The sequence below is a fragment of the Burkholderia aenigmatica genome, assembly GCF_048627025.1.
GTDB classification, from domain to species: Bacteria; Pseudomonadota; Gammaproteobacteria; order Burkholderiales; family Burkholderiaceae; genus Burkholderia; species Burkholderia aenigmatica.
The window spans coordinates 3384725-3403463 of record NZ_CP184468.1 but is presented as its reverse complement, the minus strand read 5'-3'; the positions used below and the strand labels follow the sequence as shown (position 1 = coordinate 3403463).

Annotated in this window: 15 protein-coding genes and 1 pseudogene; 10 read left to right on the top strand and 6 right to left on the bottom strand. The window is 68.0% G+C overall.

Translation table 11 applies throughout. The features are described 5' to 3' along the window. Positions 1-379 precede the first annotated feature (379 nt). Positions 380-1003, top strand: a complete 624-nt coding sequence (locus tag ACN8ZM_RS15910; protein ID WP_205822369.1) for an RBBP9/YdeN family alpha/beta hydrolase — start codon at positions 380-382, stop codon at positions 1001-1003. Between the two features lie 59 nt (positions 1004-1062). Here ACN8ZM_RS15910 and ACN8ZM_RS15905 read toward each other — a convergent pair. From ACN8ZM_RS15905 to ACN8ZM_RS15895, 3 genes and pseudogenes are all read right to left on the bottom strand, one after another. Beyond that, positions 1063-1341: pseudogene (locus ACN8ZM_RS15905) on the bottom strand (phospholipase domain-containing protein); the annotation flags it as partial. A gap of 47 nt (positions 1342-1388) precedes the next feature. Then, a complete protein-coding gene (locus tag ACN8ZM_RS15900) occupies positions 1389-1673 on the bottom strand; it encodes a hypothetical protein (protein ID WP_043187035.1) in 285 nt (94 codons plus the stop codon). 266 nt (positions 1674-1939) lie between these two features. Further along, on the bottom strand, positions 1940-2860 hold the full coding sequence (locus tag ACN8ZM_RS15895) for a LysR substrate-binding domain-containing protein (RefSeq protein WP_122946410.1): 921 nt from the start codon (positions 2858-2860) through the stop codon (positions 1940-1942). Positions 2861-2972: 112 nt separating this feature from the next. Here ACN8ZM_RS15895 and ACN8ZM_RS15890 point away from each other — a divergent pair, with 112 nt between their 5' ends. Further along, entirely contained in the window at positions 2973-3611 is a 639-nt protein-coding gene (locus tag ACN8ZM_RS15890) for a glutathione S-transferase family protein (RefSeq protein WP_089451375.1), read from the top strand. A gap of 55 nt (positions 3612-3666) precedes the next feature. On the opposite strand, the gene ACN8ZM_RS15885 is transcribed toward ACN8ZM_RS15890, so the two are convergent. Next, entirely contained in the window at positions 3667-4941 is a 1275-nt protein-coding gene (locus tag ACN8ZM_RS15885; RefSeq protein ID WP_420210285.1) for an MFS transporter, read from the bottom strand. Positions 4942-5047: 106 nt separating this feature from the next. Between ACN8ZM_RS15885 and ACN8ZM_RS15880 the strand changes: the two genes are divergently transcribed. From ACN8ZM_RS15880 to ACN8ZM_RS15870, 3 genes are all read left to right on the top strand, one after another. Next, positions 5048-6100, top strand: coding sequence for a LysR substrate-binding domain-containing protein (locus ACN8ZM_RS15880; RefSeq protein ID WP_301769914.1), 1053 nt, complete (start codon positions 5048-5050; stop codon positions 6098-6100). Between the two features lie 115 nt (positions 6101-6215). Beyond that, positions 6216-6425 carry a hypothetical protein gene (locus ACN8ZM_RS15875; RefSeq protein WP_420210284.1) on the top strand — a complete coding sequence of 70 codons (210 nt, stop codon included), beginning with the start codon at positions 6216-6218 and terminating at the stop codon, positions 6423-6425. Then, positions 6425-6805 (top strand): type II toxin-antitoxin system VapC family toxin, encoded by a 381-nt coding sequence (locus ACN8ZM_RS15870; protein WP_205822363.1) that lies wholly within the window; start codon positions 6425-6427, stop codon positions 6803-6805. The genes ACN8ZM_RS15875 and ACN8ZM_RS15870 overlap by 1 nt, the downstream gene beginning before the upstream one ends. 56 nt (positions 6806-6861) lie before the next feature. Here ACN8ZM_RS15870 and dapA read toward each other — a convergent pair whose 3' ends face one another. Further along, on the bottom strand, positions 6862-7755 hold the full coding sequence (gene dapA / locus ACN8ZM_RS15865) for a 4-hydroxy-tetrahydrodipicolinate synthase (protein WP_420210283.1): 894 nt from the start codon (positions 7753-7755) through the stop codon (positions 6862-6864). 450 nt (positions 7756-8205) lie between these two features. Here dapA and ACN8ZM_RS15860 point away from each other — a divergent pair, with 450 nt between their 5' ends. Continuing rightward, positions 8206-9225, top strand: coding sequence for a sulfate ABC transporter substrate-binding protein (locus tag ACN8ZM_RS15860; protein ID WP_420210282.1), 1020 nt, complete (start codon positions 8206-8208; stop codon positions 9223-9225). A gap of 194 nt (positions 9226-9419) precedes the next feature. After that, positions 9420-10376: an ion channel gene (locus ACN8ZM_RS15855; RefSeq protein WP_420210281.1), complete on the top strand. Its 957-nt coding sequence runs from the start codon at positions 9420-9422 to the stop codon at positions 10374-10376. Positions 10377-10406: 30 nt separating this feature from the next. Here ACN8ZM_RS15855 and ACN8ZM_RS15850 read toward each other — a convergent pair whose 3' ends face one another. After that, positions 10407-11021 carry a glutathione S-transferase family protein gene (locus ACN8ZM_RS15850; RefSeq protein ID WP_043187053.1) on the bottom strand — a complete coding sequence of 205 codons (615 nt, stop codon included), beginning with the start codon at positions 11019-11021 and terminating at the stop codon, positions 10407-10409. A 796-nt stretch (positions 11022-11817) separates the two neighbouring features. On the opposite strand from ACN8ZM_RS15850, the gene ACN8ZM_RS15845 reads away from it, so the two are divergent. From ACN8ZM_RS15845 to ACN8ZM_RS15835, 3 genes are all read left to right on the top strand, one after another. After that, the gene (locus tag ACN8ZM_RS15845; protein WP_420210280.1) at positions 11818-12468 is read left to right on the top strand and encodes a hypothetical protein; all 651 of its coding nucleotides are present in this window, start codon (positions 11818-11820) and stop codon (positions 12466-12468) included. Between the two features lie 1100 nt (positions 12469-13568). Further along, a complete protein-coding gene (locus tag ACN8ZM_RS15840; RefSeq protein ID WP_420210279.1) occupies positions 13569-14033 on the top strand; it encodes a GNAT family N-acetyltransferase in 465 nt (154 codons plus the stop codon). Between the two features lie 1092 nt (positions 14034-15125). Further along, positions 15126-18698: an indolepyruvate ferredoxin oxidoreductase family protein gene (locus ACN8ZM_RS15835; RefSeq protein WP_420210278.1), complete on the top strand. Its 3573-nt coding sequence runs from the start codon at positions 15126-15128 to the stop codon at positions 18696-18698. The last annotated feature ends 41 nt before the right edge of the window (positions 18699-18739 follow it).

The following is an 18739-nucleotide window of genomic DNA, read 5'->3' as shown; positions in this document are numbered from 1 at the left end:
GCGCGCGCCGGCGAGGCGCGTCACGTGAACGGCGAGAGGAGCCGGGCGCAGTGCGCCGGCGGGCGTAGCGGACATCGGGCGTCTCCTGACGACCGGGCGCCCGGCGCGTCGGCGCCCGGCCCCGGTTCCGTGTGAAGCTGACGGGAAGCCCACATTCTACGGTTTCGCGGCGCATCGCGCGCCGGTACTGCGGGGCGGGTGACCAGCGTGGGCGACCGGCGTGGGCGATCGCTCCCGGTTGCCGTCCCGGATGGCCGTCGCCCGGATGGCCGGCCCCCGGATGGCCGGCCCACGCAAAAGCAAAGCACAAAATATTGGTTCGGTGGCCGCGGGCGCCGCGCCACAATCGAATCCCGTCTTCAAGCAAGCGAGGGCAATCATGCGCGCATGCAGCAAATCGGCGTGGCCGCCGCGGCTCGTCACCGTTCCGGGCCTGCACGGCAGCGAAGGCGCTCACTGGCAGACCTGGCTCGAACGGCAGTTCCCGCGCTCGCTGCGCGTCGAGCAGCACGACTGGGACGCGCCCGATCTCGCGCGCTGGGCGCAATCGGTGCGCACGTTGCTCGACCGCGAACGCGGCCCGTTCGTGCTGGCCGCGCACAGCTTCGGCTGCCTCGCGGCTGCGCATGCGCTGGCGCAATGGCCGCAGACGGGCCATGTCGCGGGGGTGCTGCTGGTCGCGCCCGCCAGTCCGAAGAAATTCACGTTTGCCGGGCCGTTCGACGCGCGTCGGCTCGCCGTGCCGTCGATCGTGATCGGCAGCGAGACCGATCCGTGGATGCCGCTCGCCGATGCGCGCACGCTCGCGCAGCACCTGGGCAGCGCGTTCGTGAACCTCGGCGACGCCGGGCACATCAACACGGCAGCCGGCTTCGGGCCGTGGCCGCGCGCGAAGTACTTCATCGACACGCTCGTCCACTGCGCGGCACCGCTGCGCTTTCGCGACGCGGACGACGGCTTCGAAGCCACGCTCGTCGACCGCGCGCTCGCGCACGCGATCTGACGAGCCGGGCGGGCGGCGCGTGCGGCTCGTCTGGGCCGCGCCGCGTTGCGCCGTCGTGCCTACGCCGCGGAGACCAGCTGTACCGGCGCCGGATCCGGATAGCTCGGCCGGCCGTTCTCGACGTAGCCCGCGAAACGGCGCGAGAAGGTGCCGGCAGCGCCGTCGCTCACCGTCACGTCATACCATTGGTGCCTCGACGCGAGCGTCCACTGCTCGACACGCTCGTCGCCGCCATGCAGCGTCACCTGCCGCGACGGCGCGCCGTACGTGTTGTCGGTCAGCGGCAGCGTGACGCGAGCCCCGCCGGGGTTGCGCAGCGTCAGGTACAGGTTTCCGTTGTTGTCCACCTCGGATCTACTGCGATCGGGGGACGGAAGCGAAGGGATCAGCCGGGCGACGACGCGGCGGCACTCGACGCGGCCGCGTTCGCCGTGGGCTTCGCGTCGTCGTCGTCATCGGGCGGGTAGTGCACGACAGGCGGCGCGAGCGGCGCGGCATCGGACGCGGCGGCGTTCGCGGCTGCATCGTTGTTGAATGCGCTGGCGGAGCCGGCCGATGCGCCGGCCTGCTGCGACGCGTCGGTCGCGTGTGCGTCGTGCGGCGCGTCGTCGCTGCAGGCGGCGACGAAAGCGGCGGCACAAAGAACGACGACGACGGAAACGCGACGCATGACTTCTCTCCTGGCAGGCTGATCGGGAAACGTTTTCGAGTATGCCGATATGGTGCGACGTTTCGGTGAATCGTTCGCGACTGGCGCGTGATCGCGGAATGCTTTCGAGATCCTGACCCGTCGCCCGAACGGAATGATGCCCGTGCAACATTTCCCGGTGGACGATGCGGGCCGGGCACTTTTACGCGGGCACGCGACGCGATGCGCGAAGACGTTCACGGCAGCGTGACCGTTCATGATGAACGAGTGCAGCCGATCGCGTTGCGTCAGCGCCGCGGCGTGCGTCGCCGCACCTCGCTGCGCAGCCAGTCGAGCCAGGTGCGGATCGCCGCTTCGTGAGGATGGCCGGGGCGCCACACGACGTAGTGCGCATACACGTCGGTCACGCGCACCGTCGACACGCGCACGAGCGTGCCGTCCGCGAGTTCGGGCTCGATCAGCGAGCGGCGCGCGAGTGCGACGCCGCGTCCTTTCAGCGTCGCGTCGATCAGCGCATTCGCATCGGTGAAGCGCGGCGCGCGCGCGGATTCGGTGAGGTCGAGCCGCGCGGCCTGGAGCCACGGTTCCCACGGCTGGGCGGGATGGCGCAGCAGCGTCGCGCGCACGAGATCGGCCGGCGCGCGCGGCGCGACGCCGTCGCGATTGCGGTACGCGGGGCTCGCGACCGGAAAGATCGTCTCGTTCATCAGCTTCTCGGCGACGACGCCAGGCCACGTGCCGGGCCCATAGCGCAGCGCGACGTCGATGCGGTCGCGCTTGCGCAGCGGCGCGAGCGCCACGTCCGGGTGCAGCGCGATCGCGATGTGCGGATGCGCGGCCGAGAAGCGCGGCAGGCGCGGGGCGAGCCAGCGCTCGGCGACGCTCGGCAGCACGCTGACGTTCAGCGTGACGTCGCCGGTGCGCGGGCGGCTGCGCGTGGCGAGTGCCGGCTCGAATGCGCGTTCCAGCACGCTGAGGCCCTGGCGCACCTGCAGTGCGAGCGCGTGCGCGGCGTGCGTCGGCGTCGCGCCGTTGCGTTCGCGCGTGAAGAGCGGGTAGCCGAGCTGCGCCTCGAGCGCGCGGATGTGCTGGCTGACGGCGCCTTGCGTGAGCGCAAGTTCGTCGGCCGCGCGCGTGAAGCTCTGCAGCCGCACGGCGGTCTCGAACGCGCGCAGCGTCTGCAGCGGAGGAAGGTGGATGCGTCGCATGCGGGTATTAGTAACACTAATGTCCGAGCACGACAATTCATCGTTTGCGGCGCACGTGCACGCGTTCCTACACTCGGTTCCGTCTTCCACAGCGCCGTCGGGCCACACCACCATGAACGCATATCGTCTCTATCTTTCGCCGGGCGCCTGTTCGCTTGCCGCCCACATCGCACTGGAGGAAACCGGTGCGCCGTTCGACGTCGAGATCGTCTCCGTGCAGAAGCAGCAGAACCTCGAAGCGCGCTATCTCGCGATCAACGCGAAGGCGCGCGTGCCGGTGCTCGCGATTCCGGGCGAGCCGCGCGTGCTGACCGAAACGCCGGCGATCCTCACGTATCTCGCGCGCCGTTATCCGGACGCGCAATTGCTGCCGCTCGGCGATCCGTTGCGCGAGGCACGGTGTCACGAATGGCTCGCCTGGCTGGTCGGCTGGGTGCATGGCGTCGGCTACGGCGCGCTGTGGCGGCCGGGCCGCTTCATCGGCGATCCGGCCCTGCACGGCGAGGTCAGTGCGCACGGTCGAGACACGATCGAAGCCGCGAACGCAACGATCGAAGCCGCGCTCGCCGACGGCCGCCCATGGGCCGAGCCAGGCGCACATTCGATCGTCGATCCGTTCCTGTTCGTGCTGTATCGCTGGGGTGTCGCGATCGGGCTCGACATGACGCGGCATCCCGCGTGGACCGCCCATGCGCAGCGCGAGGCCGAACGGCCGGCCGCGCGACGCGCGTTGGCGCGCGAAGCGGCCTGATGCAAGTGTCGGTGTCGCGGCCGGTGCCGCGATGCCCGCGGGCATCGCACGGCCGCTATCGCGCGGCGAACAGCGGATAGGTCGCGGCCGCGACCAGCGCGGCCGTGAGCCACACGACGCTCCACGAACTGACGGCGAGCAGCGGCGGAATCGCGAGCGGCGTCGCGAACAGCCCGAGGTAGCAGATCGTGTTCGCCATCCCGAGCGCGGTGCCCGCGTGGTTCGCGCCCGCCAGCGTCGCGAGCTCAGTGTACGCGACGCCGTGCCACGCCGACACGCAGATGCCGGCGAACACGAGAATCACGACGATCGCGGCGACGGGGACTTGCGGACTGCCGGCCGTCGCGGCCGCAAGCAGCGCGAACGACCCGGCCGCGACGAGCACCGAACGGCGCAGGTACGCGCGCCGGTTGCCGTGCCGGTCGGTATGGCGGCCGCTCCAGACGCGCGTCACCATCGCGCCGAGCTGCAGCACGACCATCGCCGCGCTGATGCCGGCGAGGCCGAGCCGGCCGAAGTCGTGCAGGAACACCGTCGCGAACGTGAGCACCGCGAACTGCGGTGCGCACAGCGCGCCGATGCCGAGCACGATGCGCCACACGGGGCCGCTCGTCAGCGGGCCGCGGGTGCGCGGGGCTGCCTGATGCGGCTGTTCCGCCGCGCGTGTCGCAGCGGCGTCCACGGTGACCGGTGCGGCGGGCGGCTCGTGCAGCCAGCGCCAGGTCAGCGCCGCGGATCCCGCGCACAGCAGCATCAGCGTGCCGAATACCGCGGCAAAGCCCAGGTGCGACGCGAGCGACGGCAGCAGCGCTGCACCGATCCCGCCGCCGAGCGGCACGGCCGTCTGGCGGATGCTCATCGCGAGCCCGCGTTCGCGCTCGCCGAACCAGCGCATCACCGCGCGCCCGCTCGACCCGTTCACGCTGCCGCCGAGCAGGCCGACGCAGCACATCGCCGCGACGACGCGCAGCAGCGGCGGCACCCCGTGCGCGGTCGGGACGATCGTGCACACCATCAGCGCGAACATCGCGGCCGTCGCGACGAGCCCGGCGAGCAGCACGCGGCGATCGCCGAAGCGATCGGCGGCCATCCCCCACGGCAGCTCGGACAGCGCGACGCCGAAGCCGAGCGCGCCGAGCACGAGGCCGAGTGCGGCGTTGTCGAGGTGATAGGCCGTGCGCATCCACACGGCCGTGGTCGGAATACCCGCCGCCGCGGCCGAAAAGCTCATGTTCGCGGCGACGCCGGCGGCCAGCACGCGCCAGCGATGGGCCGGGCCGCGTGCATCGCGGGCGGACGAGGAGGGAGAGGCGAGGTACGAGGTATCCATGACGGCAGGCCCGGTTGGAAATTGACATCGACAGTCTGGCGACCTACATTCATCCTGAAAATCGGAAAGTTCTTGATGAATCGTTCGATGAAACAGGATGATTGATATGCCCGGACAAGACATTCCGCGCGACGGCGACGAGTCGCTCGCGCTGGCCGATGCCGCGCTGGCACGGCCCAACTTCGACGTGGCGGCGCTGCGCAGCCTCGTCGCGGGGGTGGATCTCGGCAGTTTCGCGAAGGCGGCCGACCGCGTCGCGCGCTCGTCGTCGGCGGTGAGCGCGCAGATCCGCAAGCTCGAGGAGCAGGCCGGCACGCCGCTGTTCGTGAAAGCCGGGCGCGGGCTGGCGCTGACCGACGCCGGCGACGCGATGCTGCGCTATGCGCGGCGGATGATCGAGCTTAACGACGAGGCGGCCGCGGCGGTGCGCGGCACGAATCTCGACGGCTGGGTGCGCGTCGGGCTGCAGGAGGATTTCGGCGAGGCGATCCTGCCCGACGTACTCGGGCGGTTCGCGCGCGCGCATCCGAAGGTGCGGATCGAGGCGCGGGTGGCGCGCAATGCCGATTTGCTCGACCGGCTCGACGCGAACCAGCTCGATCTCGCGCTGGTGTGGGGCGATCCGGCGTCGGCGGCGCTGGTGGCGCGCACGGGGATCGACAGCGAGGCGATCGCGCAGGTGCCGATGCAGTGGGTCGGGGCGGCGGGAGCGGGCGGCTTCGGCATGCCGGGCGGCGCCGCGGAGGAGGGGGCGGAAGACGGCGCGCTCGAAACGGGCGGCCGTGCGATGCGTGTGCCGGGCGAGCCGCTGCCGCTCGTCGTGTTCGACCGGCCCTGCCGGTTCTTCGGCGCGGCGACCGGTGCGCTCGACCGTGCGGGCATGCCGTGGCGGGTCGCGTTCACGACGCCGAGCCTCGCCGGGCTATGGGCCGCGGCGGCGGCCGGCCTCGGGCTGACGGTGCGCTCGCACTACGGGCTGCCCGCGTCGGTGCGCGTGCTCGATGCGGCGACGTGCGGGTTGCCGGCACTGCCGAGCCTGCCGCTGATCCTGCTGCGGCGCACGTCGTCGGCGACGCCGACCGTCGATCGGCTCGCGCGGATCGTGAAGCAGGCGGTGCGGGATGCGACGGAGGGGGCAGGGGTGGCGCTGGCGGCGTGATGAAACACTCGATTGCCGCCGCGGGTTGCGGTTCGCCAGTCCCTCTGCCGATCGGTCGAATGGATCGATCGGGGGAACCTGACTACAGTGGTGATCACTTGAAACGGAGGTCATCATGCAAAACGCGAATACACCCGGCGCCGGTGCGGTCGATCCGGCTCAAAGGGCAGATGCCACGATCCGCGGTGACGGGGCTTCAGCCGATCGACGCCTCCCTGCCAAGCCGCCCATTCGGTTCGGTGTCCTGCAAGGGCAGGCCTGGATCGCGGACGACTTCGATGCCCCGCTGCCCGATTACCTGCTGGATGCTTTCGAAGGGCGTTGATGCGGCTGTTGCTCGATACGCACATCTTTTTGTGGATCGTGACCAATGACCCCAAGCTCAGCACACGGGCGCGCAGACTGATCTCGGCCGCCGACGAACGTTTCGTCAGCAGCGCGAGTATCTGGGAGGCCGCCATCAAGGCCGGCTTGGGGAAGCTCGATATCGACGTCGGCAAGTTGATCCGAGCGATCGGCTCAAGCGGGATTCGCGAGCTACCGGTTCGGGCCGTGCATGGGGCCGCGGTCCGTGATTTGCCGCATCACCATCGTGATCCATTCGATCGCTTGCTGGTGGCGCAGGCCCGGCTCGAACCGCTTCAGCTCGTGACGGCCGATGCCCATCTTGCACAGTACGGTCTGTCTCTCGTTCTGACAGTTTGAAGCAATCTGCCGGGGCGAAATTCGTCGGGCGCCAGCGCCTCGTGCGGCGTCGCGGTTTATGCCACTGCGACGTCCGGCTCGATTTCGTCCAGTTCCGCACAAATGGCCGCCAGCCGTGCCCTCAACCCTTCACTCGCCGGCACGAACGGCAGCCGCAACCCGTCCTCGCACCACCCTTGCGCGGCCAGCACGGCCTTCACCGGCGCCGGGTTCGGCTCCGCGAACAGCGCCGCGACGAGCGGCTGCAGCGCAACCGACAGGCGCCGCGCATCGGCGAGCCGCCCGTCGCGCAGCAGCGCGTGGATACGCACATGCCATTCGGGCAGCACGTGCGCGCTGCTCGCGATCGCGCCGTGCGCACCGGCGCACATCGCCGCGAAGTTCTGGTTGTCGTCGCCGGACAGGATCGCGAGCGGCGTGTCGTGCACGAGCCGGCTCATCCGGTCGAGCGTGCCGCCGCATTCCTTGATGCCCGCGACGCGCGGGTCCTGCGCCAGCGCCTGCAGCGTCTCCAGTTCGACGTTCACGCCGGTCCGGTACGGGATGTTGTAGACGAGCACCGGCAGGTCGGCCGCCTCGACGATCGCCTCGACGTGGCGGCGGATGCCGTCCTGCGTCGGCCGCACGTAGACGGGCGGCGTGACGAGCAGCCCGTCGGGCCGCAGTGCCGCGAGTTCGCGCGCGCGGGCGGCCGCGAAGTGCGTCGCGCTCGCGGTCAGCCCGACGACGATCGGCAGCCCGGGCGCCGCGTCGCGCAGCGTCGCGAACACCGCGTCCTGTTCGCGCGCGTCGAGCAGCACGCCCTCACCGGTCGTCGCCCCTGCGACGAAGCCCGCGATGCCCGCGGCCGCATAGTGGCGCGCGAGCCGCGCGAGCGCGGCGTGGTCGACCTCGCCGTGGTGGAACGGCGTGATGATCGGCAGCCAGATACCTTCGAAACGTGTGTTCATGCAAAGCCTCATGTGGAAACGGAGTGGGAAGGAACCGTTCCGCCGGCGGAGTGCCGGAGCGAGGCGTGCGTGCAAGGAGAAAGAAACGACCTGCGGGCATCCCGTCCGGCATTCGCCTGACGGGACGCGACGTCCCCGTCAGTCGAGGAGTCGTTTTTTCAGTTTCAGCCCGGCCGCGCGCGTACCTGCCGCGACGGCGGCGAGGATCGAAAGCGAGCGCAGGGCAGCGGACATGGAGGAACCGTAAGTGGGCTGAGCGGCGATCTTAACACCGGATCCGATGCGTGCGCGAGCGTCCGCCACCGTTTAGCAGGATTCGAGATTTGCTTTCCACGACTGATTGGAAAGCGCGTCGCGCCCGGCCGCTAGAATGCCCGCTTACGTTTCGATGACAGCGCGTACGCGTGCCGTCACGCACACTCACCACCACTGGAAACGGGGCATATCACGATGGCAAGCATGAAGGGGATCGGCCGCTGGCTGCACACGGGCGCCGCGGCGGCGCTGGTCGTGGCGGCGACGGCCGCGCACGCGGACACGTCGATCCTGAACGTGTCGTACGACGTGACGCGCGAGCTGTACAAGGACATCAACACGAGCTTTGCCGCCGCCTACAAGCAGAAGACCGGCGAGACGGTGGCGATCAAGCAGTCGCACGGCGCGTCGAGCGCGCAGGCGCTGTCGGTGCTGCAGGGGCTGCAGGCCGACGTCGTGACGATGAACCAGCCGAACGACATCGACCTGCTCGCCGAGCGCGGCCAGTTGCTGCCGAAGGATTGGCGCGCGCGTTTCCCGGACAACAGCTCGCCGTACTCGACTACGATGGTGTTCCTGGTGCGCAAGGGCAACCCGAAGGCGATCAAGGACTGGAGCGATCTCGCGAAGCCGGGTGTCCAGGTGATCATCGCGAACCCGAAGACGTCCGGCAACGGCCGCTACGCGTATCTCGCCGCGTGGGGTTTCCAGAAGCAGAAGGGCGCAACCGACCAGCAGGCGCTCGACTTCGAGAAGGCGATTTTCCGCAACGTGCCGGTGCTCGACTCGGGCGGCCGCGGGGCGACGACCACGTTCACGCAGCGGGGCATCGGCGACGTGCTCGTGACGTTCGAGAACGAAGTCGCGCTGATGGACACGGGGGCATCGGGCGCGCAGTTCGACGCCGTATATCCGTCGGCGAGCATCCTCGCGGAGCCGCCGGTCGCCGTCGTCGACAAGGTCGTCGACAAGAAAGGCACGCGCAAGGTCGCGCAGGCGTATCTCGACTACCTGTACACGCCGGAAGCGCAGGAGATCATCGCGCAGCATCATCTGCGCCCGCGTGACGTGAACGTGCTGAAGAAGCATGCGGCCGAGTTCAAGCCGCTGAAGACGTTCAGCGTCGAGCAGGTCTTCGGCAGCTGGGCGAACGCGCAGAAGACGCACTTCGCCGACGGCGGCACGTTCGATCGCGTGATCGTCGACCGGAAGTGACGGGCCGGCGCGCACCGTGCGCGCCGCGGCAGGATCAACGGGAAGCCGGCCGCTGATGCGGCCGGCTTTTTTCATGGCGGCGCGCGGCGCATGTTCGCGCGTCGCCGGCGTGCCGTGGGTTGCGCAGCGGCCCGCATTCCCGGCCGCCGTCGCGCGTGCTACGCTCATCGCCTTCCTGCTTTCGGCACCGCGCGATGAACGTCGATTCGTCCTCCTCAGCCTCCCGCGGCCGTGGCCGCAAGATCTGGTCGGGCACGCGCCTGGTGATCGCCTACGGGATGCCGCCGCTCGGCTGGCGCGACCTTTATCACCGCGCGCTGACGGTGAGCTGGCCCGTTTTCTTCCTGTCGCTTGCGGTGCTGTTCCTGCTGCTCAACGGCGGCTTCGCGATGCTTTACCTGCTCGGCCACGCGGCGATCGCGAACCAGTCGCCGGCCGGGTTCGGCGGCGCCTTCTTCTTCAGCGTCGAGACGCTCGCGACCGTCGGTTACGGCGACATGCATCCGCAGACCGTCTATGCGCACCTGGTCGCGACGTTCGAGATCTTCATCGGGATGTCGGGCATCGCATTGGCCACCGGGCTCGTGTTCGCGCGTTTCTCCCGTCCGCAGGCGAAGATCCTGTTCGCGCGCTACGCGATCGTGCGGCCGCTGAATGGCCGGATGACGCTGATGGTGCGCGCGGCAAACGCTCGCCAGAACGTGATCGCCGAGGCGCAGGCGAAGCTGCGGCTGATGCGCGTCGAAGGCACGCACGAGGGCTACACGCTGCGCAAGATCCACGACCTGCCGCTGGTGCGCAGCGAGCATCCGATCTTCCTGCTCGGCTGGAACCTGATGCACGTGATCGACGAATCGAGCCCGCTGTTCGGTGAAACGCCGGAGTCGCTCGCGGCGCGGGATGCGTCGCTGCTGATCACGATCGAGGGTTCGGACGAGACCACCGCGCAGGTGATGCAGGCGCGCCATTCGTGGGAGCACGCGGAGATCCGCTGGCGGCATCGCTATGTCGACCTGATGCACGAAGAAGACGGCATCACGCACATCGACTACACGCATTTTCATGAGGTGGTGCCGGTCGAAGTCGAGACCGACGAAGGCGGCACGCCGGGCGCGGTGGCCGCGACCACCGTGCCGAGGCCGGCCGCCTAGGCCGGCCGGCGGGCGATACGCCCGCGCGCGTCACGCATGCAGCAGGCGCGCCGCTTCGCGCTGTTCGATCGCCGCCGCGCGGCGGAACCCGTCGCGGTCCTCGGCACGCGCGACGTAATCGCCCAGCACGCCTTCATGCGGCAGCAGATGCGCGTCGAACGCGATCTTCAGCGTGCTGGCGAGCAGCAGGTCGGCCGCGGTGAAGCGCTCGCCGACGAGCCACGGACTATGGGCGAGCGCCTGCGCGAGCGCGCGCTGCACACGCGTGATGTTGCCCCAGCCGAACGCGACCGGATTGCCCGACGCGCCCGTGAATTTCTCGGCCATCGCCGGTTCGAGGCAGGTCGGCGTGAAGAACATCCACTGCAGGAACCGGCCGCGCAGCGGATCGTCGGGCGCGATGCCGAGCCCGGCGCCCGGGCAGCAGTCGGCGAGATAGAGCAGCACGGCGCCCGATTCGGCGAACGGCGCGTTGCCGTCGTCGAGCGCGGGCAGCTTGGCCATCGGATTGACCTGGATGAACGCGTCGCTCCCCTGTTCGTGCGAGCGCAGGTCGATCGGCACGAGCTCGTAGACGACGCCGAGTTCCTCGAGCATCCACAACGCCCGGAACGCCCGGGTCTTCGGCCAGTAGTAGAGCTTCATTGCGCCTCCGCGTAGGGGGTGGGTGCCGTGTCGATCGATGTTCAAGCGTACCCGAGCGGGAACGGTTCGGACAGGGGCGGTCGACGATGGAAATTTATAACTAGTCATGCGCGAACTAGTCATTAATTCTGTGGATGCGGGGTTGATGCGGCTGATGCCGGTCAATGACGTGCCGGGCGGGCGATACGCCGGGCCGGCCGGTATCCCGGCGCGAGCGTACGTGCTTCGTCATGCCGATCTGCCGGGTGGAATATCACACGTGTGTCCGACGTCGAGGAGTCGGTAGATTGTGGAAAACCGTCGCGCAAAGCAACCCGAAATGCTGTGGATTGGAACGGTGAGGGCAGAGCGAGCGGTTCGGAGGCGCGGGCGAGCGTGGCCGTGCGAACCGCTTGCATGCCGATCCTGATTGCCGCGAGAATTCGATGCCTCGCAGACCGAGCGCCGAACACGGGCGCATGCGCAGGATGAAGCAGCGGCAGATGCGCAGCGATGGCGCGGCCGCCGCCGAGCAATGTCAGGCGCTCGCCGTCCGAAAGGAAGTCGGTGAGCCGCCGAGTGATCCCAGGACGATCGGAGTTCCAACGTCATGTCGAAGTGCACGCTTCTTGCCCGCTGCCTGTCGGTAGCGACTGCCATCGCGATGGCGGGTTGTGCGGCCGTCGCCGCGAACGAGCCGCTGGCTCACGAGACGAATGCTGCGCAGACGAAAGCGTCCGTGGTCGCATTCCCGCGTGGCAACGGCTTCACCGCGTTCAACGGAAACCGGTACGCGAACGCCGCCGATCTCGACCGGATGGGGCTGGTGCCCTTCACGTCCATCTATGACGTCTGGGGGCTGTCGTGCGATGCAACCCGCTGCTATCACGTCCCGACCGAGGGCCAGTTCAAGAAGGTGCTGGCCGGTTATGTGTCGCAATTCAGATCGAATGAAGTCATCGCGTTCGATTTCGAAAAGATCGTGATCGATGCGGCGCGCTCGGAGGCGCAGGCCGAAAACGAAGTGGCACTGTTCCAGAAGTTCATCGCCTGGACGCGAGCGGCCTATCCGAATGCCCGGCTCGGCATGTACGACTACGATTTCAATCCGAAATTCCGCGACATCCGGGCGCAGCTTTATCAGGCCGGCGGATTCGATTTCTTTGCACCGACGATGTATCAGCGATGGCCGAACCATGCGCTGTGGCGAACGAATCTGCGGGCGGTCGTCGAAAACGACCGGGCCATCAACCGATCGTTGCCGATTTATGCGTACGTGTCGCCTTACAAGGCCGGACAGACGGCGAACGGATTTCTGGGCGATGCGGAATGGCTCGGTGAACTGTCCGAGGCAGGGCGAGCCATCAACGGCGTGATCGTATGGACGGAAAGCGCGCCCGGCGATCAGATGGATACGAGTCAAAGCTGGCTGGCGGACTTGCGACGGATGACCGGCGCCGGACATTGAGCGGCGTCAGCGTAACGGGGCGTGGTGCGCTGCCGGTTGCGAGGTTTTTCGCGCGCACGGCGTACCTGTCGTGTTCGAACGACGTGAAACGCTGTGTATCGCATCGATGAGGATCGTTGACCGCGGTCGGATGCGCCCCCCTTGTTGCGGGCATCCGATACCCGGCAAGACGCGAAAAACCGTGCTTTTCAAAGGTGAATGTCGACCATCGATGTGAACGGGGCGCCCGTTTCGATGTAGTATCCGGTCCCCGCAAGCGACTCGGCATGCTGTGGAGGGCGAGGGTCGGTACGCGCGCCGAGTTGAACGAGGCGTTCGCCGAGGTGTGGATATCTCGCCTTCGAATGGACTCGAAGCGCTGTGCATTTCGATGGTGAGTGTGATCGACGGGGCGGCCGCGGCGCTCGCAGCGGTGTGGATATTCTGCGTTTGAAGAGATGCGAAGCGTCGTGTATTTCGAGGTGGTTGCGATCGCGGGATCGGCTGGGCGATCCGCTAAGGTGTGAATATCCTGCCTTGGTCGAGACCCGAGTTGCCGAGAATTTCGAAAGCGAGTGCGGCATCGAACGAGGCATTCGCGAAGGTGTGGATATCTTCCCTGGAATGGACTCGAAGCGCTGTGCATTTCGAAGGTGAGTGTGATTGACGGGGTGGCCGCGGCGCTCGCAGCGGTGCGGATATTCTGCGTTTGAAGAGTCGCGAAGCGTCGTGTATTTCGAGGTGGTTGCGATCGCGGAATCGGCTGGGGGATTCGCTGAGGTGTGAATGTCCTGCCTTGGTCGGGACCCGAAGTGCCGAGAATTTCGAAAGCACGTGCGATCGCGGAATCGGCCGAGGCGTTCGCCGAGGTGTGGATATCTCATCCCGGAAAGGACTCGAAGCACTGTGTATTTCGAAGGTGAGGGTGCATGCCCGATCGAACGAGGTACCCGCCGAGGTGTGGATATCTCGCTCTGGAAGGGACTCGAACCGCTGTGCATTTCAACGGTGAGCGTGGGTGCCTGTCCGAGCCGGCGGCCTTGTGCGGCCGTTGACGGTGCGGATACCCGGAGCGATAACGCTCGGCAACGACGAACACTTTTCCCTCGGGAGCGCCGGACTTGATCACGTCGTCGAACCTCGCGATCCGGGACGCGCAGCCGTCCGATCACGCAGCCATTGCCGCACTGTTGAGTCAGCTCGGCTACGACACTACGCCGTCGCTGATCCTCGCGAAGATCGAAGCGTTGCTTCCGAGTCCGACGGACACGATCGTCGTGGCGGTCGTGCAACACGAGGTCGTCGGCAGCATCAGTCTCCACGCGCTGCCGCTCTTCCACGCGGCTGGATACCTCGGACGCATTACCAGCCTGGTCGTCGATGAGCGCCATCGCGGGTCCGGCGTGGGCAGTGCGCTGATGGCCGCTGCAGAGCGGTGGTTCGACGCGGCCGGATGCGTGAAGCTGGAAGTGGCGAGCGGCGACCACCGGCCGGATGCCCACCGCTTCTACGCGCGGCACGGTTTTTTGCGCGACGGACAGCGACTCGCCAGAACGTTTTCCACATCACGCGGCTTCAAGCCCTGATCGCATGTGACGCGAAGCGCCGCCCAGCAACGGTGAGCGTGAGCGCGTTGGTGAGCGGGCAACGGGTGCAGGCGGTGTGGATATCTCCCTTCCGAAGAGACTTGAAACGCTGTGTATTTCGACGGTGAGTGCGAGCACGTGATCGAATACGGCGCTCGTTCCCGTGTGGATATCCCGCCCCCGAAACGACTCGAAGGGCTGTGCATTTCGAGGGTGAGTGTCGGTGATCGATCGGCCGAAACGCGCATTCCAGCGTGAATATCAGGGTGCCGGTTCAACCTCCGAGCCCATTCGACGCCGGTGCATGTCGAGGAGAAGCAGAGTCCTTACGCCGGAAATCGCGCCGGTCATGTTGTGAATATCCGGCCTCGGCGATCACGCGAGCGCCCGTGTATTTCCACCGTGATGGTCGACTCGGCGTCGAAACGCGAGCTGGTTGCGATGTGGATATCCAGGCCTCGCAACCACTCGTGCGCCTGTGCAATTCAACGGTGAGTGTCAGCCCGAAATCGAAACGCGTGCCGGCTTCGATGTGGGTATCCCGTCCATGCGACCACTCGAACCCCGGTGCATCCCGGCGATGAGTACCCGCACCGGGCCGAAGCAGAATCCACTCGAAAGTTGGCACGAAGCCCCGCGCATCCGAACGGGGGGAAGGATGTCCCGGCCACCGACGTGCCAGCCCGATCCCGTTGTGGACATCCGCCCCCCACGCCACTCGAAACGCTGTGCAATCGAACGGTGAGGATACCGCCTCGATCCGCTCAAACCCCCGCCAGCAAAGGCTCAAACGCCCATCGCCACCCCGCGGGCGACGCCCCGGCATCCCGCCACACCCTCCACCAACGCGCGGCTTCCCCCACGCAGCCACGCAACCGCCGCACACCCCCACCCATTCCGCGCAGCGCGAGAACTCTCTCAAAACCCCCCCAAAACCTGCGTAGTTTTTCTCGCCCCGGCCCCGCCCGAGCAAGATGAGAAAAAACATTCTCGGCGCCGCGCGAAAAAATAGAGCCATTCGCTGCCGGCCCCCACGCGTCGCCTGACGCCTTGCCGAGCAGCCCAGAACAGCACAATCCGGAGACATCCCCCATGACTGCCCGCTTGCCCGTCGACGGCACGCCTGCCCTGTCCGACTACCGCCTGACCGACAACCTGACCGCGACGCGCGGCCGGATCTTCCTGACCGGCACGCAGGCGCTGGTTCGCCTGCTGCTGATGCAGCGCACGGTCGACGCCGAACAGGGGCTCAACACCGCCGGCTTCGTCAGCGGCTATCGCGGTTCGCCGCTCGGCATGGTCGACCAGCAGCTGTGGAAGGCGAAGAAACTGCTCGACGCGGGCGGCGTGCGCTTCCTGCCCGCGATCAACGAGGAACTCGGCGGCACGGCCGTGCTCGGCACGCAGCGCGTCGAGGCCGATCCCGAGCGCACGGTCGAGGGCGTGTATGCGATGTGGTACGGCAAGGGCCCGGGCGTCGATCGCGCGGGCGACGCGTTGAAGCACGGCAACGCGTACGGTTCGTCGCCGCATGGCGGCGTGCTCGTCGTCGCGGGCGACGACCACGGCTGCGTGTCGTCGTCGATGCCGCACCAGAGCGACTTCGCGATGATCGCGTGGCACATGCCGGTCGTGAACCCGGCGAACATCGCCGACATGCTCGAATTCGGCCTGTACGGCTGGGCGCTGTCGCGCTACTCGGGCACGTGGGTCGGCTTCAAGGCGATCTCGGAAACGGTCGAATCGGGTTCGACCGTCGACCTCGACGCGCTGCAGACGCAGTGGCCGGCGCCGGAAGGCTTCACGCCGCCGGCGGGCGGCCTGCACAACCGCTGGCCCGACCTGCCGAGCCTCACGATCGAGGCGCGCCTCGCCGCGAAGCTCGACGCGGTGCGCCATTTCGCGCGCACCAACAGCATCGACAAGTGGATCGCGCCGAGCGCGCAGGCGAACGTCGGCATCGTGACCTGCGGCAAGGCGCACCTCGACCTGATGGAAGCGCTGCGCCGCCTCGACCTGACGGTGGCCGACCTCGACGCGGCCGGCGTGCGGATCTACAAGGTCGGCCTGTCGTATCCGCTCGAAATGACGCGGCTCGAAACCTTCGTCGACGGCCTGGCCGAAGTGCTCGTGATCGAGGAGAAGGGCCCCGTCATCGAGCAGCAGATCAAGGACTACCTGTACAACCGCACCGAAGGCGCGCGCCCGCGCGTGCTCGGCAAGCACGACGCCGCCGGCGGCTGCCTGCTGTCCGAGCTCGGCGAGCTGCGCCCGTCGCGGATCCTGCCGGTGTTCGCCGACTGGCTCGCACGCCACAAGCCGGCGCTCGACCGCCGCGAGCGCGTCGTCGATCTCGTCGCGCCGCAGATCCTGTCGAACGAGGCGGACGCGGTGAAGCGCACGCCGTACTTCTGCTCGGGCTGCCCGCACAACACGTCGACGAAGGTACCGGAAGGCTCGATCGCGCAGGCCGGCATCGGCTGCCATTTCATGGCGTCATGGATGGAGCGCGATACGACCGGGCTGATCCAGATGGGCGGCGAAGGCGTCGACTGGGCCGCGCATGCGATGTTCACCAACACGAAGCACGTGTTCCAGAACCTCGGCGACGGCACCTACTTCCACTCGGGCATCCTCGCGATCCGCCAGGCGGTCGCCGCGAAAGCGAACATCACGTACAAGATCCTCTACAACGACGCGGTCGCGATGACGGGCGGCCAGCCGGTCGACGGCAGCATCTCGGTGCCGCAGATCGCGCGGCAGGTCGAGGCGGAAGGCGTGTCGCGCTTCGTCGTCGTGTCCGACGAACCGGAGAAGTACGACGGCCATCACGGCCAGTTCCCGCCAGGCACGACGTTCCATCACCGCAGCGAGCTCGACACCGTGCAGCGCGAGCTGCGCGAGACGCCGGGTGTCACCGTGCTGATCTACGACCAGACCTGCGCGGCCGAGAAGCGCCGCCGCCGCAAGAAGGGCGAATTCCCCGACCCGGACAAGCGCCTGTTCATCAACGACGCGGTGTGCGAAGGCTGCGGCGATTGCGGCGTGCAGTCGAACTGCCTGTCGGTCGAGCCGCTGGAAACGCCGCTCGGCCGCAAGCGCCGCATCGACCAGTCGTCGTGCAACAAGGACTATTCGTGCGTGAACGGCTTCTGCCCGAGCTTCGTGACGGTCGAAGGCGCGGCGCTGAAGAAGGCTGCCGGTGCCGCATTCGACGAAGCGGCGCTCGCCGTGCGCGTCGATGCGCTGCCGGTGCCGGCCACGCATCTCGACGCGGCGCCGTTCGACATGCTCGTGACGGGTGTCGGCGGCACGGGCGTCGTGACGGTCGGCGCGCTGATCAGCATGGCCGCGCACCTCGAAGGCAAGAGCGCGTCGGTGCTCGACTTCATGGGCTTCGCGCAGAAGGGCGGCTCGGTGCTGTCGTTCGTGCGGATCGCGTCGAGCGACCGGTGGCTGAACCAGGTGCGCATCGACACGCAGCAGGCCGACGTGCTGCTCGCTTGCGACATGGTCGTCGGTGCGAGCGCGGAGGCGCTGCAGACGGTGCGTCACGAGCGTTCGCGGATCGTCGTCAACACGCACCGGATCCCGAACGCGTCGTTCGTGCAGAACCCCGACGCGAACCTGCATGCGGATGCGCTGCTCGAGAAGATGCATCACGCGGCCGGCGACGGCTACCTGTCGAGCTGCGACGCGCAGGCGCTCGCCGCGAAGTTCCTCGGCGATTCGATCGGCGCGAACATCCTGATGCTCGGTTACGCGTGGCAGCTCGGCCTCGTGCCGGTGTCGCTCGCCGCGATGATGCGCGCGATCGAACTGAACAACGTCGCGGTGCCGATGAACAAGCTCGCGTTCTCGATCGGCCGGATGGCGGCCGGCGACGCGGCAGGCCTCGATGCGTTGTGGAACGCGCGTCACACGGTGGCCACTCACGCCGCGCCGGAGACGCTCGCCGAGCTGATCGCCGATCGCGAAGCGCGTCTCGATGCCTACGGCGGCGCGCGCTATGTCGAACGCTACCGTGCGCTCGTCAGCGCGGCACGCGCGAAGGGCGACGATGCGCTGACGCGCGCGGTCGCGACGACGTTCTACCGGCTGCTCGCGGTGAAGGACGAATACGAAGTCGCGCGGCTTTACACGGACGACGCGTTCCGCACCGCGCTCGAAGCGCAGTTCGAAGGCGTACCGGGGCAGACGTATCGCGTGAAGTTCAACCTGGCGCCGCCGACGGTCGCGAAGGCCGGCCGCGACGGCAGCGCGCCGAAGAAGCGCGTGTTCGGCCAGTGGATGTGGCCGGTGTTCGGCATGCTGGCGCGCGTGCGCAGCCTGCGCGGCACGTGGCTCGATCCGTTCGGCCGCACCGTCGAGCGCAGGATGGAGCGTGCGCTGGCCGACGACTACGAGACGACGCTCGCGCGTGCGCTCGCCGCGACGACGGCCGGCAATGCCGCGCAGGTCACGCAACTGGCCGACCTGCACGCACGCGTGCGCGGCTTCGGTCACGTGAAGGTGCGCAACCTGGCCGGCGTGAAGCGCACGGAGCGCGAGCTCGTGCTGCAGCTCGGCATCGAAGCGGCGACGAGCGCGGCCGTGCAGCACGCGCTCGACGAGATGAAGGGCGCGGGGATGCTGAAGGGGATTCCGGTCGTCGTCGCGAAGTAACGCGAACGCGGGCGGATGTGAAAACGGCGACGCTGGTGCGT